Source organism: Pseudomonas sp. G5(2012), assembly GCF_000408945.1.
GTDB lineage: Bacteria > Pseudomonadota > Gammaproteobacteria > Pseudomonadales > Pseudomonadaceae > Aquipseudomonas > Aquipseudomonas umsongensis.
In genome coordinates, this window is the sequence record NZ_APIO01000051.1 from 1 (window position 1) to 26,692 (window position 26,692).

The following is a 26,692-nucleotide window of genomic DNA, read 5'->3' on the forward strand; positions in this document are numbered from 1 at the left end:
GCCTGCTCGCGAATGGGCGTGCCACGGATTAAGCGGTTCTGCCCGTATGGTTATTCAACGAAATCACCTTGGTCTTGCCAATCCGGTGACGATAGATCTCACGCAGATACTTGATCGCTTTCTTCACGCAATCGCGTGACAGGCGGATATCGTTGATCGAGACAAACTTGTCCTTGTCGTTGATCAGCTCGCGATACTTCTTCTCGTACATCGGTTTGATCGCATACCAATTGGTATCAAGAATTTTCGCCGGGTTCTCGAACTCGTTGAGCAGGTCGTCGATCAGGTCTTCATCGAATTGTTCGTTGATGATGAAGTCGAGGACCGAGTTGTCCAGGGTGTCATCGAAGCGGTAAGGGGCGCGCGCAAAGCAACGCTTGATGAACGCCACGATCAAGGTCAGGAAATCGTCCGACAGGCATGGGCTCTTGGCGATCAGGGTGGTCAGCGACAGGTTGGCCGAGGCACCGATCACCAACGCATAACGCTTGAGCGTGGTGTTGGGGAACAGGTTGTTGAGGTGCGTCTTCAGCCGGTTCAGGTCCATGTAGGACAGCTTGTAGTCCTTGGGCAGGGAAACGATTGACACCACCGACGAACAGTTCTTGAAGAAGTGCAGGTCGTGCAGGGCTGCCGCGTCATATCCCGAATTCTTGTATTGCTCCAGCGACGCACGATAGCGCTTGGACTCGATCGGCAACAGGCTGATGCCTTCGATGGCCTGGGTGACCTTGTTGAAGTGCGGCAGGTCGATGGAGCGGAAGAACAGATCGTCGATGTTCAGGCGCTGTGGCTCTTTTTCGAACACCTTGAACTTGTCGCCGGTAGGCGCCTGGGTTTCAGGCACCACGGACTCGGCGTAGGCAATCGCCACGGGGCCGGCCAGACTCATGAACAGGTCGTTGGCATCCAGGCGAATGGTTTCGCCGATGTCGATGCCGGCACGCCGGAAATAGTTCTGGTCGTAATCGGTCGTGACTGCCTGCGCGGTCAGGATGTTGAAGATCTGCTGCGAGATGTACTGGTTGGCATGCTTTTCCATGGCGTTGACGTCGATGTTCTGGATGTTGCCGTCATCGCTTTCTTCGGCATAACGCATGATGTCATTGGAAATCAGCATCATGGCGTTCCATGGGCGGATACGTCCCATGACACTGGCTTCGCTGCTGTCTTCGTTGGCGAAGTTGTAGGAGAAGTCCCACTCTTCCGATAGGTATTTGCACAGCAGGCGACCGGCGTTGATGTGCAGCGCTTCGGACATTTCACTGCGGTGATCGGAGATGTTCGGCAGTACGCAGATACCGCTGGTAAAGATCGGCTCGAAGACGAAGGCATGGCCGCTCTTGCTGTCGTGCTCGTCCATCGGCTTGGTGTCGAACGTCTTGTTCATGTACGAGTGTTGCTGGGCCAGGCCGAACTCCGAGGCCATGCCCGAACCGGTGCCGCCACCGGCACTGAAGATCGAAAAATACAGGCGCGACTGGTTGGCCTTGATGCCACAGCTGTCGATCAAGTACGAGTGAATCATCTTCCAGTCCGGGCTGGAGAAGCGCTGGGTGTCCTTGTTCAGGATAATCTTGGCCAGGTACTGTCCGAGGATCGGTGCGTTACCGGCACCCCCGGCATGGACTTCCGACAGGTCCATGATCTTCATCTTGCTGTAGTCACGCAGGAACCCGCTCTTTTCGCCCTTGCGCGAGAAGCGGATACGCCCCGCAATGTCTTTGTCCAGGTCGCCCAGCATCACCAGGGGTTCTACCAGGAACACCGGCTTGGTGGCCTTGTTCGACCCCAGGCGCAAGTTGTTACGAATCCACTGCGCCGGGCTGTAGCCTTTTTCCGCATAGCGTTTGTCTGGCGAGAGGCGATCGTCGTTGTTGAATTCGTTGAGGTAGAACTTGCGGGCGTTGTAGACCAGTTCTGCGACATCCAGCGCGATGTTCGAACCGCAGCGGCCCAGGCCAATAAGGCACACCGACGGGAATTGCTGGTCGTTGTGTTGTTCGTTGTCGCCTTCCAGATGCGGTGGGCGGGGGAATACCATGTCGCGCAGGCCGTCGAGGTTGTCGAGGATGCGATCGGTATTGGTTTCGGTGAAGTACAGGTATTGCTGGGTCGCGAGCGGGCGCGACGGTGTCAATGGCTTCGACGGTGCGGGGCTGTTCGCCGCCGGGCTCAGCGTCAGGTCGGAAAGCGCAGGGGCCGGGTTGTTTTTGGAAGTCATTGTTCGCCATGTACCTGGGCTGGTTGGTCGGGCGGCATACTGTCGTCGACCATCACGGAATGAGAACTCGCGTCTTTTATCAGCGCGTATTAGTCCCGGGCGGCGCAGTCAGCTTGCGCGTCGCTCGGCGGAATCCTTTCCTGCGTCTTGAAGAATCGGCCAATATTCAGTGTTCTTTAATCCAAAGGAGGCAAAATGATGTCAACGTTACCGGCCCTGGGATTTGCCGGAATCGGCCTGATGGGCCTGCCGATGTGCCGACGTTTGCTCGCCGCGGGGTATCCGCTGGCGGTGTGGAACCGCAATCCGGCCAAGTGCGCGCCGCTGGTTGAAGCCGGGGCACGCCAGGTCGCCACGCCTGCCGAGTTGTGCCAGCACGCCGAGGTGGTCATGTTGTGCCTGGCGGATACCGCGGTGGTTCGCGAGGTGGTTTTCGGCAAGTCGGGCATTGCCGAAGGCGCGAAGAAGGATCAACTGCTGGTGGATTTTTCCAGCCTGGAGCCCACGGCGACCCGGGAAATGGCGACAGAGCTTGGCAAAACGGGCATGGGCTGGCTGGATGCGCCGGTGTCCGGTGGTGTGGTGGGTGCCGAAGCGGGTAGCCTGGCGATCATGGTCGGCGGCACCGTGGAAGACCTTGAGCGGGTCAAGCCGGTCTTGTTGAATCTCGGCCAGCGGGTGACGCACATGGGCGCCGTGGGAGCAGGGCAGGTGACCAAGGCCTGCAACCAGATGATTGTTGCCTGCAATGCGCTGGTCATCGCCGAAGTCGTGGCCTTGGCGGAACGCTCCGGGGTCGACGCCAGCCTGATCGCCGAGGCATTGGCCGGTGGGTTTGCCGATTCAAGGCCCTTGCAGTTCCTGGCGCCGCAAATGGCCGAGAGCCGTTTCGAACCGGTCAAATGGCACGTGCGGACCTTGCTCAAGGATCTGGACGGTGCGGTGAAATTTTCCCGCGAACAGGGTTCGGCGACGCCGATCAGTGGCTTGGCCGCGCAATTGATGCGCCTGCACGGGGGGCAGGGTTTCCTGGAGAAGGACCCGTCTACGTTAGTGCAGATGTACCGTGAGCCAGACCCAAGCGCCTGACGCTGTACGAATGCTTGCGCTGGTTGATTTCGTTCAGCACCGGTTGCAGTTCGGTCAAAGGTATCGGGCGGCTGAGCAGGTAGCCCTGGACGAAATCGCAGCCGTGGCATTCGAGAAACTGGTACTGCTCGAAGGTTTCTACGCCTTCGGTAACCACCTCCAGATGCAGGGTGTGGGCCATGACGATAATGGCCTGGACGATCTCCATGTCCTGGGTGGATTTCGGAATGTCCTGGATGAATGAACGGTCGATCTTCAGCGTGTTCAGTGGTAAGCGCTTGAGGTAAGCCAGGGATGAATAACCGGTGCCGAAGTCATCGATCGACAGCGAAACGCCGAGGGCGCGTATCTGCTGCAGCAGCACCAGCGTCTCGGCAATGTTGCCCATCAGAGCGCTTTCGGTGACCTCCAGCTCCAGTCGATGGGGCTCCACCCCGGCGCTGCGCAATGCCAGTGAGATTTCGTCGCTCAATTCTTCGCGTGCCAGGGTCAGGGGTGAGCAATTGATGGCAATCTTCAAGTGCCCGCAGCCCTGGCGCGCCAGCTCGCCCAGGTCGGCGCAAGCCTTGCGCAGCACCCAGTTGTCCAGCTCGGTAATCAGCCCATTGGCCTCCGCTATGCCAATGAAGCGGTCCGGCGCGAGGAATCCGTGGACGGGGTGTTGCCAGCGGATCAACGCTTCGAGCTTGCTGACCTGGTCGGTCTTGAGGTCAAGGATCGGTTGGTAATAGAGCATCAGGCCGGTGTCTTCGCGCAGGGCGTGGCGCAACTCTTCCTCCATTTGCAGTTCGAGCATGGCGCGTGCCTTGAGGTTGGCACTGAAGAAATTCAGGCCATTACGGCCACCATCCTTGGATTGATAGAGCGCCAGGTCCGCGTTTTTCAGCAGTTCTTCACAGGTCTTGCCGTCTTCGGGAAATACGCTGATGCCGATGCTGGTGGTCATGACCATGCGCCGCCCGGACAGCTCGATGGGTTCCTTCATTTTCAGCATGATGCGCTGGGCCATCTGTCGCGCCTCATCACGGTCATGCAGGTCGATGAGAATGCAGAATTCGTCGCCGCCAAAACGTGCTACCACATCGTCATGACTGCGCACTGAACTTTTGATGTGCCGGGCGAGCACCTTGAGCAATTCATCGCCGGCATCGTGGCCGAGGCTGTCGTTGATACGCTTGAAATGGTCGATGTCGAGGAACAGGACGGCGAGCATGCCGCCTGCGTGAGTGCGCTCCAGGAGCTTTTCGGCGAAGAGCTGATTGAACCCGCGACGGTTGAGCAGATTGGTCAGGGCGTCATAGTGCGCCACCTGTTGCAGGGACATCCGCGCCTGGTCCAGTTGGGTGAGTAGCGAATTCACCCGCAGCAGATCGCGATCCTTGTGCTGCAGCTTCTTGTCAGCCAATGCCGCACTGATGCAGCTGCCTATTATCAGGAGCGTCATGACGGCTACCGTCAGGCCCAATTGCAGATGGTTATTTTCGCCTGGCTGGGTTAACTGGCTGCCAGTTGGCAGGGCCAGGTCGAAGGCGGCCATGCCGGTGAAATGCAGGCTCATGATGCCTGCGCCCAGTACCAGGCTGGCGGCGCATTTGCGCAGTTGGTGAAAAATACCCAAGCCATTACGCAGGTAGCTCGCCAGCAGCAGTGCTGCCAGACTGGCTCCGATGGCGATCATGATCGAAAGGATGAACAGCCCCGGATGGTAGTAGGCCGTGGCTTGCGAGCGCATGGCGGCCATGCCCACGTAGTGCATGGTGGCGATGCCCAGGCCAATGATGATCGACGCCTTGCAGCATTGTCGAAAATTCAGGGTAGGCAAGCTGAGGGTGTGCATCGCCAGCCACGACGCACACAGGGCGATCAGTAGCGACAAGAGTGTGATGGGCAAATGATAATGAACGTCGATCGGCGCCTGGAACGCCAACATGCCAATGAAGTGCATGGCCCAGATTCCGCCGGCCAGGCATCCGGCGCCGATCCAGCGCCAGAGGCGTTGGGACGCTGGTTTTTGCGCATGATTGATCCGTTCGGCCATATCCAGCGTGGCAAAACAGCTGGCGCAGGCGACCAGATACGCCAGCAGCACCAGAAAAGGGTCATGTACACATTGGAGTATGACCTGTCCGCTTTCTGCTAGCTCTGTAGTGAAATGCAGACCAAGCCACTCCATTAGCATGCCCCGTGTTTGTCTCCCTGCCGACGTTATCAACGCTGGCGAATGTCTTGGAGTATAGAGGCCATGGATTGAACGCAAGCGATGGTGGCACATTGTCTACCAATGATTTTGGAATGGACCTTAGTTCGTTTGGAAATAAAATGTTGCCTGGGCCGCGTCTGTCCCCATGGGCGGGTATCAGCTTTACGAATAATTACAGACAGTCCCGGCCTGCCTGACTAGATTGCAGGTTCCGGGCTCGGATGCACTGGCAGTGAAGCCCCCATAACAATAAAAGAGACGGACCCATGCAGAACTCGACCCAAGCGGCGAATGCCTGGCGCATTCTGTTCCTGCTGTTCCTGGCCAACCTGTTCAACTTCTTCGACCGCACGATCCCAGCCATCATCATTGAGCCGATCCGCATGGAGTGGCAGCTCAGCGACTTTCAACTGGGGATCATCGGTACTGCCTTCACTATTGTCTACGCGATCGCCGGCCTGCCACTGGGACGAATGGCCGATACCGGCTCGCGCAGCAAGTTAATGGGGTGGGGCCTGGCGGCTTGGAGCGGCCTGACCGCCGTCAACGGCATGGTCGGCAGCTTCTGGAGTTTCCTGATCGTGCGCATGGGCATCGGCATCGGTGAAGCCAGTTACGCACCGGCCGCCAACTCGCTGATCGGCGACTTGTTCCCGGCGCATCGCCGGGCGCGGGCCATGGGTATATTCATGCTCGGACTGCCGTTGGGCTTGTTGCTGGCGTTCTTCACCATCGGCGCGATGGTCAAGGCTTTCGACAGCTGGCGTGCTCCATTCTTTATTGCCGCAGTACCGGGACTGATCCTGGCGATCTTCATGTTTTTCATCAAGGAACCGAAACGCGGCGCGGCTGAAAGCGTGCAGGTGTCGCAGGAGAAGATTGATCGACCGATTCGCCGGGTGCTGGCGGTGCCGACATTCCTGTGGCTGGTAATGGCTGGACTTTGTTTCAACTTCGCCACCTATGCCTGTAACTCGTTCCTTGTCCCAATGCTGCAGCGTTATTTCCTGATGCCGTTGCAGGAGGCTGCGGTGGCGACCGGGGTGATCGTCGGCGTGACAGGGTTGTTCGGACTGACACTGGGCGGTTGGGTGGCGGACAAGATCCACCAGCGCGTCGCCAACGGTCGCCTGCTGTTCGCCGCGTTCAGCCTGATCATTTCAACGCTGTGCACGGCGTGGGCGCTGCATTCTGGGCGAATAGAGATCGGCGTATTCGTGGCGGTGTTCAGCCTGGGTTGGTTGTTTGCCTATAACTTTTATACCTGCGTCTACACGGCGATTCAGGACGTGGTCGAGCCGCGGTTGCGGGCGACGGCCATGGCGCTGTTCTTTGCCGGGTTGTACTTGCTGGGTGGTGGTCTTGGACCGGTCGTGGTGGGCGCGTTGTCCGATCACTTTGCCCACACGGCGATGCTCTCGGCCGGTGCCGGGCAGATGACCGAGGCGTTCAAGGCGGTCGGCCTGCATGACGCGATGTACCTGATTCCGGTGGCGCTGTTTTTCACCATGGTGTTTCTGGTGTTGGCGTCGCGGTGTTTTGTGAAAGATGCCAAGCGGATGAAGGACGGGTTGGTGGCGGTGGTTGAGCCGGTGGGTTCTGCGGCGACTGCGTAGCCACTTGCGTTGATCGCTCCCACGCGCAGCAAAGGAATGCAGCCCGGGACGCTTCGCGTCCCTTTCGAGAGCTGGAACGCGGAGCGTCCCTTGAGGTATTCCCACGCAGAGCGTGGGAACGATCAGGCCCGCATCGCTGCGGGCCTGATCGTTCAAGCGGTGGAGCAGGGGGGGCTTAACCCGCCACCAACACCCGGATCGCTTCCAGTCGCAGCGCAGCCTTGTCGAGCATCGCCAGGCCTTGTTCGCGTTGCTTGCGCAAGGCAACCAGTTCGCTGTCACGAACGGTCGGGTTGACCGCTTGCAGCGCGGTCAGGCGTGCCAGTTCTTCTTCGGTATCGGCGGCCAGGCGGCGTTGCGCCTCTGCCACACGTTCGGCGTGACGTGGGTAGATCTTGTCCTCGCCAGCGTTGATCCGTGGCGTCAACTGATCGCGCTGGGCCTGGATGAACTTGTTGGCGCTGGCGCGCGGCACGCTTTCCAGTTGATCGTTCAAGGTCTCGAACGACACCCGGGCCGACAGGTCGTTGCCATTGGCATCGAGCAGGCAGCGCAGGGCGGCCGGCGGCAGGTAGCGGCCCAGTTGCAGTGAGCGCGGGGCAACCACTTCACTGACGTAGAGCAGTTCCAGCAACACGGTGCCAGGTTTCAGCGCCTTGTTCTTGATCAGCGCCACGGCGGTGTTGCCCATGGAGCCGGACAGCACCAGGTCCATGCCGCCCTGGACCATCGGGTGCTCCCAGGTGATGAACTGCATGTCTTCGCGAGACAGCGCCTGGTTGCGGTCGTAGGTGATGGTCACGCCTTCGTCGTCGCCCAGCGGGAAACTGGCGTCGAGCATTTTTTCGCTCGGCTTGAGGATCAGGGCGTTTTCCGAATGGTCTTCGCTGTCGATGCCGAATGCATCGAACAGGGTTTCCATGTAGATCGGCAGGGCGAACTGATCGTCTTGCTCAAGAATCGCTTCGACCAGCGCATCGCCTTCGCCAGCACCACCGGAATTGAGTTCTAGCAAGCGGTCACGGCCAGTGTGCAGTTCGGCTTCCAGGCGCTCGCGCTCGGCACGGGCTTCGTCGATCAGCGCTTGCCACTCGCCATCGTCGGCTTCTTCGAGCAGCGGCAGCAGGCGCGGGCCAAACTGATGCTGCAGGGCGTTGCCGGTCGGGCAGGTATTGAGGAACGCGTTCAGGGCTTCGTGGTACCACTGGAACAGGCGCTCTTGCGGGCTGGTTTCCAGGTACGGCACGTGCAGTTCGATCGTGTGCTTCTGGCCGATCCGGTCCAGACGGCCGATACGTTGTTCAAGCAGGTCCGGGTGCGATGGCAGATCGAACAGCACCAGGTGATGGGAGAACTGGAAGTTGCGGCCTTCACTGCCGATTTCCGAGCAGATCAGCACTTGCGCGCCAAACTCTTCGTCGGCGAAGTAGGCGGCGGCGCGGTCCCGCTCGAGGATGTTCATGCCCTCGTGGAACACCGTGGCCGGGATGCCGGAACGCACGCGCAACGCGTCTTCCAGGTCCATGGCGGTTTCGGCATGGGCGCAGATCACCAGCACCTTGGTGCGCTTGAGCATTTTCAACTGGTCGATCAGCCACTCGACACGCGGGTCGAATTTCCACCAGCGCTCTTCTTCGCTAGCGTCCGGCTGGGCCTGGAAGCTGACTTCCGGGTACAGCTCGGCGTGATCGCCCAGTGGCAGTTCAAGGTATTCGTCCGGGCACGGCAGCGGGTAAGGATGCAGTTTGCGCTCCGGGAAACCCTGGACCGCCGCTCGGGTATTACGGAACAGCACGCGGCCGGTGCCGTGGCGGTCCAGCAGTTCGCGCACCAGGCGGGCGCTGGCTTCGGTGTCGCCATCGTTGACGGCGGTCAGCAGGGCTTCGCCTTCGTTACCGAGGAAGCCGTGAATTGTTTCATGGGCTTTCGGCGACAGGCGACCTTTTTCCAGCAGTTCCTGAACGGCCTCGGCCACCGGGCGATAGTTTTCGCTCTCGGCGCGGAAGGCGGCCAGGTCGTGGAAGCGGTTCGGATCGAGCAGGCGCAAACGCGCGAAGTGACTGTCCTGGCCCAACTGTTCCGGGGTTGCGGTCAACAGCAAGACGCCCGGGATCGTTTCAGCAAGTTGCTCGACCAGAGAGTATTCAGGGCTGACCTGATCTTCGTGCCACACCAGGTGATGTGCTTCGTCGACCACCAGCAAGTCCCAACCGGCTGCGAACAGCGCGTCCTGGGCTTTCTCGTCGTCGACCAACCACTCCAGGGCCACCAGGGCGAGCTGGGTGTCCTCGAACGGGTTGGAGGCATCGCTTTCGATGAAGCGTTCTTCGTCGAACAGCGCGACCTGCAGGTTGAAGCGACGGCGCATCTCTACCAGCCACTGGTGCTGGAGGTTTTCCGGTACCAGGATCAGCACGCGATTGGCGCGGCCCGAGAGCAATTGGCGATGGATCACCAGGCCGGCTTCAATGGTTTTGCCCAGGCCTACTTCGTCTGCCAGCAACACCCGTGGCGCAATCCGGTCGGCCACTTCGCGGGCGATGTGCAGCTGGTGCGCGATCGGTTGCGCACGCACGCCACCCAGGCCCCACAGCGACGACTGCAGTTGGCGGCTGGTGTGTTCCAGAGTGTGATAGCGCAGGGCGAACCAGGCCAGGGGGTCGATCTGCCCGGCGAACAGACGGTCGCTGGCGAGACGGAACTGGATGAAGTTCGACAGTTGGGTTTCCGGCAGGGTGACTACTTCGTTCTGCGCGTTGAGGCCGTGATAGACCAGCAGGCCATCGATGTCGTCGACTTCGCGAACGGTCAGTTTCCAGCCTTCGAAGTGAGTGATGGTGTCACCCGGCGAAAACCGTACACGTGTGAGGGGCGCATTCCGTAGCGCGTACTGGCGAGTGTCGCCAGTGGCCGGGTAGAGCACGGTCAGCAAGCGGCCGTCCTGTGCCAGAACGGTGCCCAAACCCAGCTCCGCTTCGCTGTCACTGATCCAGCGTTGCCCCGGTTGATACTGCTGCGCCATGCTGCCTGACTCCCACCTTGAAAAAGCGGGCTATCTTAACGGAATCAGGTCTCCAGACCAAAGGAATACCTGTGCGGGAACTGCCTTTGGCTGCGATCCTTTGATCTTGCCAGGCTGAAGAAATCGTAGCCTGTGACAGTTATTGTCGTGCCGATAGACACACAGTTTGCGACCGATGGCTCAAGTCGCCGTTACCGCGGCCGACAGCCTGCAGACAGGAGACTGAAAAAATATGCTGCCACCGATGCTCCCCTTGAGTGCTGTGCCGATCACTTCCCAGCACGACCCGGTCCGCCCGCGCCCGGACATCGCGCCCGTCGTGCCGATGCAGGAAAGCGCCAGCGACAGCACCATCGACCTGCAAAATCGTGATCCAGAAGAGGCCGCCCTGCTGCTGCGCGAGGAGCAGCGGCGCAAGCAAGAGCAGCAAAGGCGCCGCCGTGAGGCCGATGAAGACCCTGAGGCGCACCTGGCGATCCCGGGTAACGAACTCAATGCCGACAACACCGTGCCGGTGGCCCCGTTGATGGAAGGCCAGCCTCGCCAGGGGCTGTGGGTCGATATCGAGATTTGAGCCGGTGGCTGGTCAGCGCCGTCGCCAGACCGCATTATTGGCACAATCCCGCCGATACCTGCGGCAATTGAATTTCATTTCAAGCGATGCACTGACGCCATGAGCCAAGATGACAAGCTGATCGACCTTAATGCCGAACGCGCCAAGCGTGTCCACGATCTCAACGACAAGCGCCTGAATGAAGTGCGCCAGGCGTTCGAGCAGGCCATGCCGTTGGGCAAGGCGAAGAAAAAGCCGAAGAACAAACCGAAAAAGCGTTGAATCCCCCTGCATCGATTGATGCAGGTCAGTTTTTCCCTCCTTCTATGCCCGGTCCCGGGCAACATTGATCCCGGTCAATATTCTCTCCTGCCCAAATGGTTACCTTGGCTCCATCGCAACAGGGCAACTGCAGGAGACGCGTCATGTTTTTCGACAACGTGGTGATCGCCGGAGTGCTGACCGTCAGCCTCATGTTGGTGTTTTTTGCAGGGTTCGGATTCTTTATCTGGAAAGACTCGCACAAGCGCAAAAAACCGTAGGTCTTTCTGGATGCAATGAGCACGCAAGGCATTTTGGGCAACTTCGGTTGCCCTTTTTTTTGTCTGCGATTCCTGTCGAGACGTAGCAAGCCCAATGTGGGAGCGAGCCTGCTCGCGAAGACGGAGGTCGTCGCAATGAAAATGGCGACAGGTTAGTCGCTTTCGCGAGCAGGCTCGCTCCCACATTGGAACAGTGGTGATTGAACGAAAGCAGCGGTAATAAAAAAGGCGCGGTCCTCACGGAGCGCGCCTTTTTTCGTACGACTGCGTATCAGCTACCCAGTGCCTTCGACGCCAGCCAGAACAGGCCGGCCGACAGGGCGACCGTGGCTGGCAGGGTCAATACCCAGGCCAGCAGGATGGTCTTGACGGTGCCGCCTTGCAGGCCGCTTTTGTTGGCGACCATGGTGCCGGCCACGCCCGAGGACAGGACGTGGGTGGTGGACACTGGCAGGCTGAAGATGTTGGCCATGCCGATCAGGCTCGCCGTGGTGATCTGCGCCGACATGCCTTGGGAATAGGTCATGCCTTGCTTGCCGATCTTCTCGCCGATGGTCAGCACCACGCGTTTCCAGCCAACCATGGTACCCAGGCCCAAGGCCAGGGCGACCGCCAGAATGACCCAGAACGGAGCGTATTCGGTGGTGGTGGTCAGGTCCTTGCGCAGCTTGTCGAGGTCAGCCTTTTCACGGGCGCCCAGGATTGGCAACTTGCTGACTTTCTTCGCCGTGTCGTCCAGGCACAGCAGGTAACGGCGTACTTCGATGCGGCTTTCCGACGACAGCGAGTGGTAGTCAGATACACCTTTGAGGGTGCCAAGCAGAGCGTCGATGGTCGGTTCGGTCTGCTGCGGGTTGCATCGGAATTTCTCCGGCAGATCGCCTTCGACACTTTTGCCCAGTGCCAGGAACTCGCCCAGGGAGTCGGCATTGCGCTTGTAGAACTGGCTCAAGTGCAAGGTGGCATCGCGGGTGCGTTCGATCTGGTAGGTGGTGCTGTTCAGGTCGAGCACGAATTGCGCCGGTACGATACCGATCAGCACCAGCATGATCAGGCCGATACCTTTCTGGCCATCGTTAGAACCGTGCACGAAGCTCACGGCCATGGCGGAGATCACCAGCACCAGGCGGTTCCAGAACGGCGGGTGTTTCTTGTCGTCGATCTTGCGGCGCTGTTCCGGCGTCTTGTGCATCTTCGACAGCGGACGCCACCATTTAAGGCCGATCAAAATCAGCGCGGCAATCAGGAAGCCTGCCATCGGCGAGAACACCAGCGACATGGCGATATCGATCGCCTTCTGCCAGTTCACCCCGTCGGCCAACGCAATATCGTTGATCAAGGCATTGGCCAGGCCTACGCCGAGGATCGAACCGATCAGCGTGTGGGAGCTGGAGGCCGGGATACCGAAGTACCAAGTGCCCAGGTTCCAGGTGATGGCCGCCGCGAGCAGCGAGAAAACCATTGCCAGGCCGTGGCCGGTGTTCACGTTGATCAGCAGTTCAACCGGTAGCAGGTGAACAATGGCATACGCCACGCCCACGCCACCGAGCAATACGCCGAGGAAATTGAACACACCGGAAAAGAACACCGCCAGATGTGGGGGCATGGCTTTGGTGTAGATAACAGTGGCTACCGCGTTAGCGGTGTCATGAAATCCATTGATGAACTCGAAGGCGAGGACAAAAGCCAGGGCGAGCAAGAGGCTCACAAGCACCCAAGCATCCAGTCCGCTGAATAAATCGATCATGAAGGTTTTCTGACCCGGTCATAAGGGGGCGCGATTATGCCAGAAAAGACTGGAAATCGATGCACTTGCTGCTCATCGGTAACATTCTTCAACGAATTATTTTGCAACGGTGCCGATAACCCCCGTGAATTACAGGGTTTTGCAAGTGATTGAATTTCTTTGAGAAGCCCGCAGGCACAGGGGTTTGCCTCACCTGAAGGGGGGGTGAGCATGCTTGTATGAAATTTCTGAAAAAAGGGTCAGATTCGAGCCTTCGACCTCGTCCGGTGGGCAAGGCGGCCGCTGCCCGCTCGTAGCGGGCGCAAAAGGCAATATCTATACATTCCGCTTTTAACGGATGCAACGCAGACCCCGGCAGGCATTCAAGCCCAGGCCTTCATGGCTCCTCGGCTTTGAGTTCCTTTTCCATTTTTTCCAGTTCTTGCTTGAAAACCTGATCCTGAACGGTGGCGCGTTTGCGCCATGGCTTGCGTTCCGGTTCTGGCTGGGCGGCGTAGGTGGTGACTTCCCCGCCGTAAACTTCCTTGTAACGTTGTTCCTGGCGCTCAAGTTCCGCGCGCAGTTCGTCTTTTGTCACGGTGCTACCTGATTGAGATGAGATGAGTTCTGGTGAAACGCACTGCACCTGATGTATTGACCGCACGCATCGAATGCAAAAAGCCTTTGCAGGCATCGCGTTTACGACAGGGCGATCATTACTTCCATGTTGCAGGCGGCCACGGCACCAGAGATAAACAGCTGACGTAGCATCAGATCCTGTTTCAGCGAGCGCGTTGGCGCGATGCGGATGCAGTCGGCGTCAGGTGCTTGCTGTGGAGAGCGGCGATGGAACATCGCGCCACCGGGTAGCGGTATCGGCCAATAAAAATCCGAATGGCTACTGAACTACATTATAGCGAGCGATTTACAGAACACTATCACGAGAGAGTTAAAAGTGGATCTTGATGTGTGATTGTTTTTTACCCATAACCGTAACTGGCAACTAGGGCATAGGAGGATGCCACACTACGGTGATGTCTTTCTGACGTCATTAAGTCGCACAACTTAAGACAGTTACATTGCGTCATGAAGTCTGCAGCGCTTGCACAAAAAAACTTGTATCGATGGCTGCATGGGCGATTGCGTCGTGAGCAGCATCGGTTGCGATTATCGCGCAATGGTTCGATAATCGCCCGATGATACCGAGTCGGGCTTGTATACCCTGCACCCAGTGCCCTGTAATAGCTCGCCGATCCGTCCGGGAAAAGGACCTTGTATGAACGATCAACTGCGCAACTCCTTCGCTTCAGTGGCACCGCCGATCGTCGCTTCACCCGCCAAGCGCATCCAGGCCCTGACCGGTGATCCGGATTTCATGACCTCGCTGGCGCGTGGACTGGCCGTGGTGCAAGCCTTCCAGGAGCGCAAGCGGCACTTGACCATTGCGCAGATCAGCCATCGTACGGAAATTCCCCGCGCCGCCGTGCGACGTTGCCTGCACACGCTGATCAAACTCGGTTATGCCACGACCGATGGCCGAACGTATTCGTTGTTGCCCAAAGTCCTGACCCTGGGCCATGCCTATGTGTCCTCGACGCCGCTGGCGGTTTCTGCGCAACCCTACCTGGACCGCATGAGCGAGCAACTCCACGAGGCCTGCAACATGGCTACCCTGGAAGGCGATGACATTTTATATATCGCGCGTTCGGCGACCACCCAGCGCCTGATTTCGGTCGACCTTTCGGTGGGCGGGCGCCTGCCGGCCTATTGCACGTCGATGGGCAGGATCCTGCTCGCCGCCCTCGATGACAGTTCATTGCGCGAGTATCTCGACCACGCCGACCTGCAAGCCAAGACCAGTCGAACCATTCATACCCCCCAAGCCTTGCTCGAATGCCTGCAGGAAGTACGTCAGCAGGGTTGGTGCATCGTCGATCAAGAGCTCGAGCAGGGGCTACGTTCGATCGCCGTCCCGGTATACGACGCTTCCGGCCAGGTGGTCGCGGCTCTCAACGTCAGTACCCACGCCGGTCGGGTTAGCCGCAGCGAGCTCGAGCAGCGTTTCCTGCCCGGCCTGCTGAGTGCCAGTCGTGACCTCAGTACCCAGCTGTTTTCCTAAGCTGTTCGATAATCGCACAGACTCGCGTTTGACGAATTGACGCTCTTTCCCTTGCCTCATTAATGTCGCGCCAGCGCCACCCGGCGCTGGCGATCTCGATCCGGCTCCGGACGACGACCCCATAATAATGAGAAGAGGCACCCATGCGCACATTCCCTGACTGTCGCCGTTCTCCCCGGTTATTTTGCCGGAGCTCGATCACCTGATCCCGGCTCCCCCTTTCTCGTGACAGCCTCGTTAGAGGTTGATATCTGTTCGACTGCGTTCTTTGCGTGGAAAAAAAATAATGAACCAGCCCCAGTCTGCTGTAGGTAACTGCCTCGACGTGCAGTCCTTCATCAATGCCCAACCCATTTCGCGTTATCAGTGGCGAGTGGTGATCCTGTGTTTCCTGATTGTCTTCCTCGATGGTCTCGATACAGCGGCGATGGGCTTCATCGCGCCCGCCCTGTCCCAGGATTGGGGTATCGATCGCGCCAGCCTTGGCCCGGTGATGAGTGCGGCGCTGATCGGCATGGTCTTCGGGGCGTTGGGCTCCGGGCCGCTGGCTGACCGGTTTGGGCGAAAGGTCGTTCTGGTCGGGGCTGTGCTGCTGTTCGGTGCCTTCAGCCTGGCTTCGGCCTACAGCACCAACGTCGACCAGTTGCTGGTATTGCGCTTCCTGACCGGCCTCGGCTTGGGCGCGGGCATGCCCAACGCCACGACCCTGTTGTCGGAGTACACCCCGGAGCGCAAGAAATCCCTGCTGGTGACCAGCATGTTCTGCGGCTTCAACCTGGGCATGGCCGGTGGCGGATTCATTTCGGCCAAGCTGATCCCCGCGTTCGGCTGGCATAGCTTGCTGTTGATCGGCGGGATCCTGCCGTTGATCCTCGGCGTCGTGTTGCTGATCTGGCTACCGGAATCGGCGCGTTTTCTGGTCGTGCGTAATCGCGGCACCGACAAAGTACGCAAGACACTGGCACCCATCGACCCGAAGGTGGTGGCCCAGGCATCGAGCTTCAGCGTGCCGGAACAGAAAACCGTGAAGGCGCGCAACGTGTTTGCCGTGATCTTCTCCGGCACCTACAGCGTCGGCACCTTGCTGCTATGGCTGACCTACTTCATGGGCCTGGTGATCGTTTACCTGCTGACCAGCTGGCTGCCGACCCTGATGCGCGACAGCGGTGCGAGCATGGAGCAGGCCGCGTTCATAGGCGCGCTGTTCCAGTTCGGCGGGGTGTTGAGCGCGGTGGGCGTTGGCTGGGCCATGGATCGCTTCAATCCGCACAAGGTCATCGGTACTTTCTATCTGTTGGCCGGGGTGTTTGCCTACGCGGTAGGGCAGAGCCTGGGCAATATCACCTTACTGGCGACCCTGGTGTTGGTGGCGGGCATGTGTGTCAACGGTGCGCAATCGGCGATGCCTTCGCTGGCGGCGCGGTTTTATCCGACTCAAGGGCGTGCCACCGGGGTGTCATGGATGCTCGGGATTGGCCGCTTCGGCGCGATCCTCGGTGCATGGATGGGCGCGACACTGCTGGGACTGGGCTGGAATTTCGAGCAAGTGCTGACGGCACTGGTGATTCCGGCGGCTTTGGCGACTGCGGCAGTGGTGATCAAGGGTGTGGTCAGTCATGCGGATGCGACCTGACATTTTACCTTGATCGTTCCTGCGCTCTGCGTCCGCTTCGGCAGGGACGCGGAGCGTCCCGGGCTGCATTCCCACGCAGAGCGTGGGAACGATCATAGGCAAGACAAAACGGTAGCCTGACAACAATGTGTTCGATAAACGAACACTCAGTCGATTATCGGATTGTTTGGTGTGGGGCACGCGCTTAATCTTTAACCACTCCGGCGCTGCGCATCGGCGCCTTTTTATCAGTTGGTTAATAACAAACGGGAGCCTGCCCCGATGGCTGAAATTCTTTCGCTGCACGACGCGGTAAAGCAATTCGTGAACGACGGCGATACGGTCGCACTCGAAGGCTTTACCCATCTGATCCCGACAGCGGCGGGTCACGAAATCATTCGCCAGGGCAAGAAAGACCTGACCCTGGTGCGGATGACCCCCGACCTGATCTACGACCAGTTGATCGGTGCCGGTTGTGCGCGCAAGCTGATTTTCTCCTGGGGCGGCAACCCGGGTGTCGGTTCGTTGCATCGTCTGCGTGACGCCGTCGAGAAGCAGTGGCCCCATCCCCTGGAAATTGAAGAACACAGTCACGCCGACCTGGCTAACGCCTATGTTGCCGGCGCTTCCGGGCTGCCGTTCGCGGTGCTGCGTGCCTACGCCGGTTCTGACCTGCCGAAAGTCAACCCACTGATCAAGTCCGTCACCTGCCCGTTCACCGGTGAAGTGCTCGCCGCCGTGCCTTCGGTACGCCCGGATATCACCGTGATTCACGCGCAAAAAGCCGACCGCAAGGGCAACGTGCTGTTGTGGGGCATTCTCGGCGTGCAGAAAGAAGCCGCGCTGGCTGCCAAGCGCTGCATCGTCACCGTTGAGGAAATCGTCGACGACCTGAACGCACCGATGAACTCCTGTGTCCTGCCCACCTGGGCCCTGAGCGCGGTTTGCCACGTCCCTGGTGGCGCGCATCCGTCCTACGCCCATGGTTACAACGAGCGGGACAACCGTTTCTACCAGGCCTGGGACCCGATTGCCCGCGACCGTGAAACCTTCACTGCATGGATCAACGAGTACATCCATGGCAGCGCTGACTTCAGCGAGTTCCAGGCCAAACTGGCCGCCGCTTCGGAGGCGAAGTAATGACTTACACCACCAATGAAATGATGACCGTGGCTGCCGCCCGCAGGCTGAAGAACGGTTCTGTGTGCTTCGTGGGTATCGGCCTGCCGTCGAAAGCGGCCAACCTGGCGCGCCTGACGTCCTCGCCGGACGTGGTCCTGATCTACGAATCGGGCCCAATCGGCGCCAAGCCGAGCGTACTGCCACTGTCGATCGGTGATGGTGAACTGGCGGAAACCGCTGATACCGTGGTCCCGACCGGTGAGATTTTCCGCTACTGGCTGCAGGGCGGGCGTATCGACGTCGGTTTCCTCGGCGCTGCGCAAGTCGACCGTTTCGGCAACATCAACACCACCGTGGTCGGTGATTACCATGCACCGAAAGTGCGTCTGCCGGGTGCCGGTGGCGCGCCGGAGATTGCTGGTTCCGCCAAGAGCGTGCTGATCATTCTCAAGCAGTCGTCGCGTTCGTTCGTCGACAAACTCGATTTCATCACTTCGGTCGGCCATGGCGAGGGTGGTGATTCACGCAAGCGTCTGGGCCTGCCGGGCGCCGGTCCAGTGGGAATCATTACCGACTTGTGCATCATGGAGCCGGAAGCCGACACCCACGAGTTCGTGGTCACCGCACTGCACCCGGGCGTGACCCGCGAGCAAGTGGTCGCGGCGACCGGTTGGCCGATCCGCTTTGCCGATAGCGTCGACACCACTGCCGAGCCGACCGAAGTCGAGCTGACCGCGCTGCGTGATCTGGAAGCCCGCACCGCAGCCGCCCACGGCCAAACCCCAGGAGAAGCATGATGCGTGAAGTTTATATCTGCGACGCGATTCGTACCCCCATCGGCCGTTTCGGCGGAGGCTTGTCGGCGGTTCGCGCCGACGACCTGGCCGCCGTGCCGATCAAGGCCTTGATGGAGCGCAACCCGTCGGTGGACTGGAATGCAGTGGACGAGGTGTTCCTCGGCTGTGCCAACCAGGCCGGTGAAGACAACCGCAACGTGGCGCGCATGGCGCTGCTGTTGGCGGGTCTGCCGGAAACCATTCCCGGCGTGACCCTTAATCGCCTGTGCGCTTCGGGCATGGATGCCATCGGTACCGCGTTCCGCGCCATCGCCAGTGGTGAAATGGAGCTGGCGATTGCGGGTGGCGTCGAATCGATGTCCCGCGCGCCGTTCGTGATGGGCAAGGCGGACGCCGCGTTCTCGCGCAACATGAAGCTGGAAGACACTACCATTGGCTGGCGCTTCATCAACCCGTTGATGAAGGCCCAGTACGGTGTGGATGCGATGCCGCAGACCGCCGACAACGTCGCCGACGATTATCAAGTGTCCCGTGAAGATCAGGACGCTTTCGCCCTGCGCAGCCAGCAACGCACCGCTGCCGCGCAAGCCGCGGGCTTTTTCGCCGAAGAAATCGTCGAAGTGCGCATTGCCCACAAGAAGGGTGAAACAGTGGTCAGCCAGGATGAGCATCCGCGCGCCGACACGTCCCTGGAAACCCTGGCCAAACTCAAACCGGTCAATGGCCCGGACAAAACCGTCACCGCCGGCAACGCTTCCGGTGTGAACGACGGCGCGGCGGCCTTGATCCTGGCCTCGGCCGAAGCGGTGAAAAAGCACGGTCTGACCGCTCGCGCCAAAGTATTGGGCATGGCCAGCGCCGGTGTTGCACCTCGGGTGATGGGTATTGGCCCGGTGCCAGCGGTGCGCAAGTTGACCGAACGCCTGGGTGTGGCGGTCAGCGATTTCGACGTCATCGAACTCAACGAAGCGTTCGCCAGCCAAGGCCTGGCGGTACTGCGTGAACTGGGGCTGGCGGACGACGCACCTCAAGTCAACCCGAACGGTGGTGCCATTGCCTTGGGGCATCCGTTGGGCATGAGCGGTGCACGACTGGTTTTGACAGCCCTGCATCAGCTGGAAAAAAACGGTGGCAAAAAAGGTCTGGCGACCATGTGCGTCGGTGTCGGCCAGGGTCTGGCCCTGGCGATCGAGCGCGTCTGACGCGCTCGAAAAGACTTATAAGAACTGAGGAATGTTTCATGACTGACAAGCCTGGTTACCGTCGCCCGCAGGAAGGCACCCAGCCTGCCTACCTGCACCCGACCTATCAATCCACCAACCTGCGCTCGCCGTCCAAGCCGCTAGTGTTCTTGCCGCACTCGTTGTCGGAAATCACCGGTCCTACCGTGGGTGTCGAGCGCATCAACGAGAAGGACAACGACCTGACCGCCCAGCACGAAGGGCAGCCTCAGGGTGAGCGCATCATCATCCACGGCCGTGTGCTGGATGAAAACGGTCTGCCGGTGCCGGGGATCCTGGTGGAGATCTGGCAAGCCAACGCCGCCGGACGCTACAACCATCCCCGGGACCTGCACGATGCACCGCTGGACCCGAACTTCACCGGCACCGGCCGTACCGTGACCGATGCCGATGGCTGGTACCAGTTCCAGACCATCAAGCCCGGCGCGTATCCATGGGGTAACCACCACAACGCCTGGCGTCCGGCGCACATCCATTTCTCGCTGTTCGGGCCGAGCATCCTGACGCGCCTGGTCACGCAGATGTATTTCCCCGGGGACCCGCTGCTGGCGTACGACCCGATCTACAACTGCGTGCCCGATACCAGTGCCAAGGAGCGTTTGATCGCCAGTTTCGATCTGGAAAAAACCATCCCTTCCTACGCCCTCGGTTATCGCTGGGACATCGTATTGCGTGGCCGCGACGCCACGCCGATGGAGAAATAAGATGACGCTGACTGCGACCACGTCCCACACCGTAGGGCCTTACTACCATATCGGCCTGACCTGGCTTAATCGCGAAAACCTGACCGTCGAACAAACCCTGGGCGAGCGCGTGGCGATCACCGGGCAAGTGGTCGATGGCAACGGTGATGTCGTCAACGACGCGATGCTGGAAGTCTGGCAGGCCAACGCCGCCGGCAAGTACGACCACCCTGAAGACGATCAGGACAAACCCCTGGACCCGAACTTCGAAGGCTTTGGCCGGGTGCCGGTGGACGCCGAAGGGCGTTTCCGCTTTACCACCATCAAGCCGGGCACGGTTGAAGGTCTCAAGGGCACGACCCAGGCGCCGCACCTGGTGGTGCTGGTGTTTGCCCGTGGTTTGGTAAAGCACTTGCTGACGCGGATCTACTTCGATGGCGAACCGGCCAACGTGGACGACCCGTTGCTCGAATGCGTTCCGGCCGAGCGCCGCAGCACCTTGCTGGCCAAGCAGGATGCCAGCGGTGTTTATCAGTGGAATGTGATTCTGCAGGGCACTGATGCCGAGACGGTGTTCTTCGATTATTGAGAACGCCGTAAATCCCTGTGGGAGCGAGCCTGCTCGCGAAAGCGGACTGACAGTCGACATGGATGTTGAATGGAGCGGCCTCTTCGCGAGCAGGCTCGCTCCTACAAGGGAATCGTGTTGGTGATCCATCTGCGGAACGGGACTGTTACAAAGTGTGTCTAGACTCTCACTGTCCCCATTGAGTGAACAAAACAATGACAACCCCAACTACGGCTCCTGCAGCGCTCTACACAGGCGAAGAACGCAGCAAGCGGATCTTCGCCATCGTCGGCGCATCGTCGGGCAACCTCGTCGAATGGTTCGACTTCTACGTCTACGCCTTCTGCGCGATCTATTTCGCGCCAGCCTTTTTCCCGTCCGACAACCCCACGGTGCAGTTGGTCAACACAGCGGGCGTCTTTGCCGCCGGGTTCCTGATGCGTCCGATTGGCGGCTGGATTTTCGGCCGTCTCGCAGACAAGCACGGGCGCAAGAATTCGATGCTGATATCGATTCTGATGATGTGCTTCGGTTCGTTGCTCATCGCCTGCCTGCCCACCTACAAGGACATCGGGGTCTGGGCCCCGATCATGTTGCTGTTCGCCCGTTTGCTCCAGGGCCTGTCGGTGGGCGGCGAATACGGCACCACCGCTACCTACATGAGCGAAGTCGCCCTCAAGGGCCAGCGCGGTTTCTTCGCCTCGTTCCAGTACGTGACCCTGATCGGCGGGCAGTTGCTGGCGGTGTCGTTGGTGGTGGTCCTGCAACAGTTCCTCACCGAGGATGACTTGCGTGCCTACGGCTGGCGGATTCCGTTCGTGGTCGGTGCCATGGCGGCCTTGGTTTCGCTGTACCTGCGTCGTTCGCTGAAAGAAACCACCAGCAAGGAAATGCGCGAAAACAAGGACGCCGGCAGCATTCGCGCGTTGTTCCGCGACCATAAAGCCGCGTTCATCACCGTGCTCGGTTACACCGCCGGCGGCTCGCTGATTTTCTACACCTTCACCACGTACATGCAGAAATACCTGGTGAACACCGCCGGCATGCACGCCAAGACCGCCAGCTACATCATGACCGGCGCACTGTTCCTTTATATGTGCATGCAGCCGATCTTCGGCATGCTCTCGGACAAGATCGGCCGCCGGAACTCGATGCTGTGGTTTGGCGCACTCGGCACGCTGTGCACCGTGCCGATACTGCTCAGCCTGAAAAGCGTCACCAGTCCATTCCTGGCCTTCGTGCTGATTACCCTGGCGCTGGCGATCGTCAGTTTCTACACCTCGATCAGCGGTCTGGTAAAAGCCGAAATGTTCCCGCCTGAGGTGCGTGCACTGGGTGTTGGCCTGGCTTACGCGGTGGCGAATGCAATCTTCGGCGGTTCGGCGGAATATGTTGCCCTGAGCCTCAAGGCAGTCGGCATGGAAAACTCCTTCTACTGGTACGTGACGTTGATGATGGCGATAGCGTTCCTGTTCAGCCTGCGTCTGCCCAAGCATGCGAAGTATCTAGAAAACGACCTTTGATCCACATCCTCGGGCCTGAGCGGCCCGCGCCTCCAGGGACTGTTTATGAACGAGCGACCGGGCAATCAATTGTTCGATGCCTATTTCACTGCCAGCGATATGCGCGAAGTGTTCTGCGATCAGGGCCGGGTCCAGGCCATGCTCGATTTCGAAGCGGCGCTGGCCCGGGCCGAAGCGCGGGTCGGCGTGATTCCGCCTACCGCGGTGGCACCGATTGAAGCGGCGTGCCAGGCCGGGCATTACGATTTTGCCGCCCTCGGCGAGGCAATTGCCACGGCGGGTAATTCGGCGATCCCGTTGGTCAAGGCGCTGGGCAAGCAAATCGCCGCGAGCGATGCGCAAGCCGAACGCTACGTGCATCTGGGCGCCACCAGCCAGGATGTAATGGATAGCGGCCTGGTGTTGCAATTGCGCCGGGCGCTGGAATTGATCGACAGCGATCTGGCGCAACTGGGCGACACCCTCGCCACCCAGGCCCAACGTCATGTCGCCACGCCACTGGCCGGGCGCACCTGGTTGCAACATGCGACGCCGGTGACCCTCGGCATGAAAATCGCCGGTTGGCTGGGCGCCGTCACCCGCAGCCGTCAACGTCTGCAAGAGCTCAGGCCGCGTCTGCTGGTGCTGCAATTCGGTGGCGCCTCCGGAACCCTCGCGGCCCTCGGTGAACAGGCGATGCCGATTGCCCAGGCGTTGGCCGAAGAGCTGCAACTGAGCTTGCCCGACCAACCCTGGCACACTCAGCGCGATCGCCTGGTGGAGTTTGGCTCGGTGCTCGGATTGATCGCCGGTAGTCTCGGCAAGCTCGGTCGCGATATCAGCTTGCTGATGCAAACCGAAGCCGCCGAGGTGTTCGAGCCTTCGGCGCCGGGCAAGGGTGGCTCTTCGACCATGCCGCATAAACGCAATCCAGTCGGCGCGGCGGTGCTGATTGGCGCGGCGACTCGCGTGCCAGGCCTGCTGTCGACACTGTTCAGCGCCATGCCGCAGGAGCACGAGCGCAGCCTGGGGCTTTGGCATGCCGAGTGGGAAACCCTGCCGGAAATTTGCTGCCTGGTGTCCGGCAGTCTCAAGCAGGCGCTGCTGGTCACAGGCGGCCTGGAAGTGGACGCCGAACGCATGGCCCGCAATCTCGACCTGACCCAGGGCCTGGTGCTCGCCGAAGCGGTGAGCATCGTCCTCGCACAACGGGTCGGCCGCGACACCGCGCATCACCTGCTGGAACAATGCTGCAAACGCGCCGTCGCCGAACAACGCCATTTGCGTGCCGTACTTGGTGACGAACCGCAAGTGACTGCCGAGCTGTCGGCCACTGAACTCGATCATCTGCTGGACCCCGCCCATTATCTCGGTCAGGCCCGTACCTGGGTCGAGCGAGCGGTGGCTGAACACTCTGCAATGACTGCCTGAAGGAGACTGCTGTGGCTTTCGTAAAACTCGCCGATGGCGAACTGCACTACCAAATTCAAGGGCCGCAACTTGATGGGCCGGTCGATGCGCCGGTGCTGGTGCTGTCCAACTCGCTGGGCACCGACCTGCACATGTGGGACGCGCAGATTCCGGCGTTCACGGAGCACTTTCGTGTGCTGCGTTTCGACACCCGCGGCCACGGCCAATCGTTGGTGACACCGGGCCCTTACAGCATCGAACAACTGGGCCGTGACGTATTGGCACTGCTGGATGCCTTGCACATCGAACGCGCACATTTCTGCGGCCTGTCCATGGGCGGCCTGATCGGCCAGTGGCTGGGGATCAACGCCGGCGAACGTCTGAATAAGCTGATCGTGTGCAACACGGCGGCGAAAATCGGCGATCCGTCGATCTGGAACCCGCGTATCGAAACGGTGTTGCGTGACGGTCAGGCAGCGATGGTCGCCTTGCGCGATGCCTCGATTGCACGCTGGTTCACCCCGGACTTCTCCGAAGCCAACCCGGCGGCGGCCAAGCAGATTACCGACATGCTGGCGGCGACATCGCCTGAAGGCTATGCGGCCAACTGTGCGGCGGTGCGCGATGCCGATTTCCGCGATCAGTTGTCCTCGATCAAGGCGCCGCTGCTGGTGATCGCCGGCACCCAGGATGCGGTCACGCCGCCGTCCGGCGGGCACTTCATCCAGGAGCACGTGCCGGGTGCCGAGTACGCCGAGTTCTATGCCGCGCACTTGTCCAACGTCCAGGCCGGCGCTGATTTCAGCGACCGCGTGCTGGCCTTCCTGACGGCTCGTTGAGGGGAATTCCGTGGACGAGAAACAACGTTACGACGAGGGCATGAAGGTCCGTCGCGCTGTTCTGGGCGATGCCCATGTCGATCGCAGCCTGACCACCCTGACCGAGTTCAACTCGGAGTTCCAGGAAATGATCACCCGCCACGCCTGGGGCGACATCTGGACCCGTCCGGGCCTGCCGCGTCACACCCGCAGCCTGATCACCATCGCCATGCTGATCGGCATGAACCGCGAGGGCGAACTCAAACTGCACCTGCGCGCCGCCGCCAACAATGGCGTGAGCCGTAGCGAGATCAAGGAAGTGATCATGCAGAGCGCGATCTACTGCGGGATTCCGGCAGCCAATGCGACGTTCCACCTGGCTGAGTCGGTGTGGGATGAGTTGGGGGTTGAATCGCGGGAGTGATCCCCCGCGATTGATCGTTCCCACGCTCTGCGTGGGAATGCCTCAACGGACGCTCTGCGTTCGGCTTTGGAAGGGAAGGGACGCGGAGCGTCCCGGGCTGCATTCCCACGCAGAGCGTGGGAACGATCAGGCAGCAGAGGTTTAGAGCAGGCTGATCGGATAGCTGATGATCACGCGGTTCTCATCAAACTCGTTGTTGCTGTAGTCGCGGCGCATCGTCGAGTTGCGCCACTTCACATTCAGGTCTTTCAGCGCACCACTCTGCACGGTGTAGCCCAGTTCACTTTCACGCCCCCATTCCTTGCCATCGGTGATCGTGCCGGTGTGCACGTTATCGCCGCTGATGTAGCGGTTCATCAGGGTCAGGCCCGGCACGCCGAGGGCAACGAAGTTGTAGTCGTGGCGCACTTGCCAGGATTTTTCCCGGGCGTTGTCGTAGCTGGAGTTGTAGCTGTCGTTGGCCAGGGTACCGCCGCTGGTGCCGTTGACCCGCATCCACGGGCTGTCGCCGGTAAGTTTCTGCAGGCCGACGTAAAAGGTGTTGCCGCCGTACTTGGCCGAGAACAGGCCGTACATGGTTTTGTTGTCCAGCTCGCCGGCTCGGGCGCTGCCGTCATCCTTGCCGTAGAAGTAACCGAGGTTGGCGCCGAGGGTCCAGGCGCCGATGGGTTGGCTGTGGGTCAGGCTGATGAATTGCTGGCTGTAGATGTCCTTCAGTTCGGCGTTCCACACACCGATCTGGGTGCGTTTATCGTTGAACAGGTACTCGCCGCCCTGGAAGTTGAAACGGTCGGAGGTGAACGCGGCTTTGCCGGTCATCGACATGTCGCCCATGCTGCTGTCGTCGCGCGGGCTGTTCTGGCGGAACTGACCGCCGTACAGCGTCAGGCCGTCGATTTCCTTCGAGGTGAGTTGGCCGCCGCGGAAGGTTTGCGGCAGGGAACGACCGTCGTCCGAACGCAGGATCGGCAGCACCGGCATCCATTCGCCCACTTTCGCTTCGGTCTGCGACAGCTTGGCCTTGAACGCCACGTTGGTGCGACCGAAGTTGTCGGCCGGGCGGCCGTCACTGTCCAGCGGCAGCAGTTGGGTACCGCCAGTACCTTTGCCGCCATCGAGTTTCACCGAGTACAGGCCCAGCACATCCATGCCGAAACCGACGGTGCCCTGGGTAAAGCCGGACTTGGCATCGAGGATGAAGCTTTGCGTCCACTCTTCGGCCTTGCCTTGGGCCTTGGTCGGGTTGGTGAAATTGCGGTTGATGTAGAAGTTGCGCAGGTTCAGGTTGACCTTGGCGCCCTCGACAAAACCCGGCTCTTCGGCGGTCACGGTAGTTGCGGTTGCGGTCAAGGCGACGGCGATCAAGCTTGGGAGGAAATAATGCGCGGTGGAAGGCGTCATGGGCTCGGGTCTCTCTAATTGTT

General features: G+C 60.1%; 23 protein-coding genes. 16 read left to right on the forward strand and 7 right to left on the reverse strand.

Annotated features, from left to right (window positions below; translation table 11 throughout):
• Positions 1-28: 28 nt before the first annotated feature.
• Positions 29-2,224, reverse strand: coding sequence for a hypothetical protein (locus PG5_RS16855; RefSeq protein ID WP_020798328.1), 2,196 nt, complete (start codon positions 2,222-2,224; stop codon positions 29-31).
• Between the two features lie 195 nt (positions 2,225-2,419).
• Between PG5_RS16855 and PG5_RS16860 the strand changes: the two genes are divergently transcribed.
• Entirely contained in the window at positions 2,420-3,313 is an 894-nt protein-coding gene (locus PG5_RS16860) for an NAD(P)-dependent oxidoreductase (protein WP_042955457.1), read from the forward strand.
• Here PG5_RS16860 and PG5_RS16865 read toward each other — a convergent pair.
• Complete coding sequence (locus tag PG5_RS16865; RefSeq protein ID WP_033045398.1) at positions 3,270-5,486, reverse strand: bifunctional diguanylate cyclase/phosphodiesterase; 2,217 nt, start codon at positions 5,484-5,486, stop codon at positions 3,270-3,272. The genes PG5_RS16860 and PG5_RS16865 overlap by 44 nt on opposite strands.
• Positions 5,487-5,779: 293 nt before the next feature.
• Between PG5_RS16865 and PG5_RS16870 the strand changes: the two genes are divergently transcribed.
• Positions 5,780-7,129 (forward strand): MFS transporter, encoded by a 1,350-nt coding sequence (locus PG5_RS16870; protein WP_020798331.1) that lies wholly within the window; start codon positions 5,780-5,782, stop codon positions 7,127-7,129.
• A 175-nt stretch (positions 7,130-7,304) separates the two neighbouring features.
• Here PG5_RS16870 and rapA read toward each other — a convergent pair whose 3' ends face one another.
• Positions 7,305-10,151, reverse strand: a complete 2,847-nt coding sequence (gene rapA / locus PG5_RS16875) for an RNA polymerase-associated protein RapA (RefSeq protein ID WP_020798332.1) — start codon at positions 10,149-10,151, stop codon at positions 7,305-7,307.
• A 232-nt stretch (positions 10,152-10,383) separates the two neighbouring features.
• On the opposite strand from rapA, the gene PG5_RS16880 reads away from it, so the two are divergent.
• The 3 genes from PG5_RS16880 (at position 10,384) to ccoM (ending at position 11,246) form a co-directional block, all read left to right on the forward strand.
• Positions 10,384-10,725 (forward strand): hypothetical protein, encoded by a 342-nt coding sequence (locus PG5_RS16880; RefSeq protein ID WP_020798333.1) that lies wholly within the window; start codon positions 10,384-10,386, stop codon positions 10,723-10,725.
• Between the two features lie 99 nt (positions 10,726-10,824).
• Positions 10,825-10,986, forward strand: a complete 162-nt coding sequence (locus PG5_RS34450) for a hypothetical protein (protein ID WP_008016476.1) — start codon at positions 10,825-10,827, stop codon at positions 10,984-10,986.
• A 143-nt stretch (positions 10,987-11,129) separates the two neighbouring features.
• Positions 11,130-11,246, forward strand: a complete 117-nt coding sequence (gene ccoM, locus PG5_RS35145) for a cytochrome c oxidase subunit CcoM (protein ID WP_008056860.1) — start codon at positions 11,130-11,132, stop codon at positions 11,244-11,246.
• A 271-nt stretch (positions 11,247-11,517) separates the two neighbouring features.
• On the opposite strand, the gene PG5_RS16890 is transcribed toward ccoM, so the two are convergent.
• The 3 genes from PG5_RS16890 to PG5_RS34210 all read right to left on the reverse strand — a co-directional run bounded on the left by PG5_RS16890 (position 11,518) and on the right by PG5_RS34210 (position 13,827).
• Positions 11,518-12,993 (reverse strand): inorganic phosphate transporter, encoded by a 1,476-nt coding sequence (locus tag PG5_RS16890; protein WP_020798335.1) that lies wholly within the window; start codon positions 12,991-12,993, stop codon positions 11,518-11,520.
• 376 nt (positions 12,994-13,369) lie between these two features.
• Positions 13,370-13,570, reverse strand: coding sequence for a hypothetical protein (locus PG5_RS16895; protein ID WP_008056863.1), 201 nt, complete (start codon positions 13,568-13,570; stop codon positions 13,370-13,372).
• Between the two features lie 101 nt (positions 13,571-13,671).
• Positions 13,672-13,827, reverse strand: coding sequence for a hypothetical protein (locus tag PG5_RS34210; RefSeq protein ID WP_020798337.1), 156 nt, complete (start codon positions 13,825-13,827; stop codon positions 13,672-13,674).
• Between the two features lie 421 nt (positions 13,828-14,248).
• On the opposite strand from PG5_RS34210, the gene pcaR reads away from it, so the two are divergent.
• From pcaR to pcaC, 11 genes are all read left to right on the forward strand, one after another.
• Entirely contained in the window at positions 14,249-15,091 is an 843-nt protein-coding gene (gene pcaR, locus PG5_RS16900) for a pca regulon transcriptional regulator PcaR (RefSeq protein WP_020798338.1), read from the forward strand.
• Between the two features lie 286 nt (positions 15,092-15,377).
• Positions 15,378-16,724: an MFS transporter gene (locus PG5_RS16905; RefSeq protein ID WP_020798339.1), complete on the forward strand. Its 1,347-nt coding sequence runs from the start codon at positions 15,378-15,380 to the stop codon at positions 16,722-16,724.
• Positions 16,725-16,985: 261 nt separating this feature from the next.
• On the forward strand, positions 16,986-17,843 hold the full coding sequence (locus PG5_RS16910) for a CoA transferase subunit A (RefSeq protein WP_020798340.1): 858 nt from the start codon (positions 16,986-16,988) through the stop codon (positions 17,841-17,843).
• The gene (locus PG5_RS16915) at positions 17,843-18,622 is read left to right on the forward strand and encodes a CoA-transferase subunit beta (RefSeq protein WP_020798341.1); all 780 of its coding nucleotides are present in this window, start codon (positions 17,843-17,845) and stop codon (positions 18,620-18,622) included. The genes PG5_RS16910 and PG5_RS16915 overlap by 1 nt, the downstream gene beginning before the upstream one ends.
• A complete protein-coding gene (pcaF, locus tag PG5_RS16920; RefSeq protein WP_020798342.1) occupies positions 18,619-19,824 on the forward strand; it encodes a 3-oxoadipyl-CoA thiolase in 1,206 nt (401 codons plus the stop codon). Before PG5_RS16915 ends, pcaF begins: the two co-directional genes overlap by 4 nt.
• Before the next feature lie 38 nt (positions 19,825-19,862).
• Entirely contained in the window at positions 19,863-20,567 is a 705-nt protein-coding gene (gene pcaH / locus PG5_RS16925; protein WP_020798343.1) for a protocatechuate 3,4-dioxygenase subunit beta, read from the forward strand.
• Between the two features lies 1 nt (position 20,568).
• Positions 20,569-21,135, forward strand: a complete 567-nt coding sequence (gene pcaG, locus PG5_RS16930) for a protocatechuate 3,4-dioxygenase subunit alpha (RefSeq protein WP_020798344.1) — start codon at positions 20,569-20,571, stop codon at positions 21,133-21,135.
• Between the two features lie 194 nt (positions 21,136-21,329).
• Entirely contained in the window at positions 21,330-22,637 is a 1,308-nt protein-coding gene (locus PG5_RS16935; protein ID WP_020798345.1) for an MFS family transporter, read from the forward strand.
• Between the two features lie 45 nt (positions 22,638-22,682).
• A complete protein-coding gene (locus PG5_RS16940; RefSeq protein ID WP_020798346.1) occupies positions 22,683-24,047 on the forward strand; it encodes a 3-carboxy-cis,cis-muconate cycloisomerase in 1,365 nt (454 codons plus the stop codon).
• An 11-nt stretch (positions 24,048-24,058) separates the two neighbouring features.
• On the forward strand, positions 24,059-24,865 hold the full coding sequence (gene pcaD / locus PG5_RS16945; protein ID WP_020798347.1) for a 3-oxoadipate enol-lactonase: 807 nt from the start codon (positions 24,059-24,061) through the stop codon (positions 24,863-24,865).
• A gap of 10 nt (positions 24,866-24,875) precedes the next feature.
• The gene (pcaC, locus tag PG5_RS16950) at positions 24,876-25,268 is read left to right on the forward strand and encodes a 4-carboxymuconolactone decarboxylase (RefSeq protein ID WP_020798348.1); all 393 of its coding nucleotides are present in this window, start codon (positions 24,876-24,878) and stop codon (positions 25,266-25,268) included.
• Between the two features lie 141 nt (positions 25,269-25,409).
• On the opposite strand, the gene PG5_RS16955 is transcribed toward pcaC, so the two are convergent.
• Positions 25,410-26,669 carry an OprD family porin gene (locus tag PG5_RS16955; protein WP_020798349.1) on the reverse strand — a complete coding sequence of 420 codons (1,260 nt, stop codon included), beginning with the start codon at positions 26,667-26,669 and terminating at the stop codon, positions 25,410-25,412.
• Positions 26,670-26,692 lie beyond the last annotated feature (23 nt).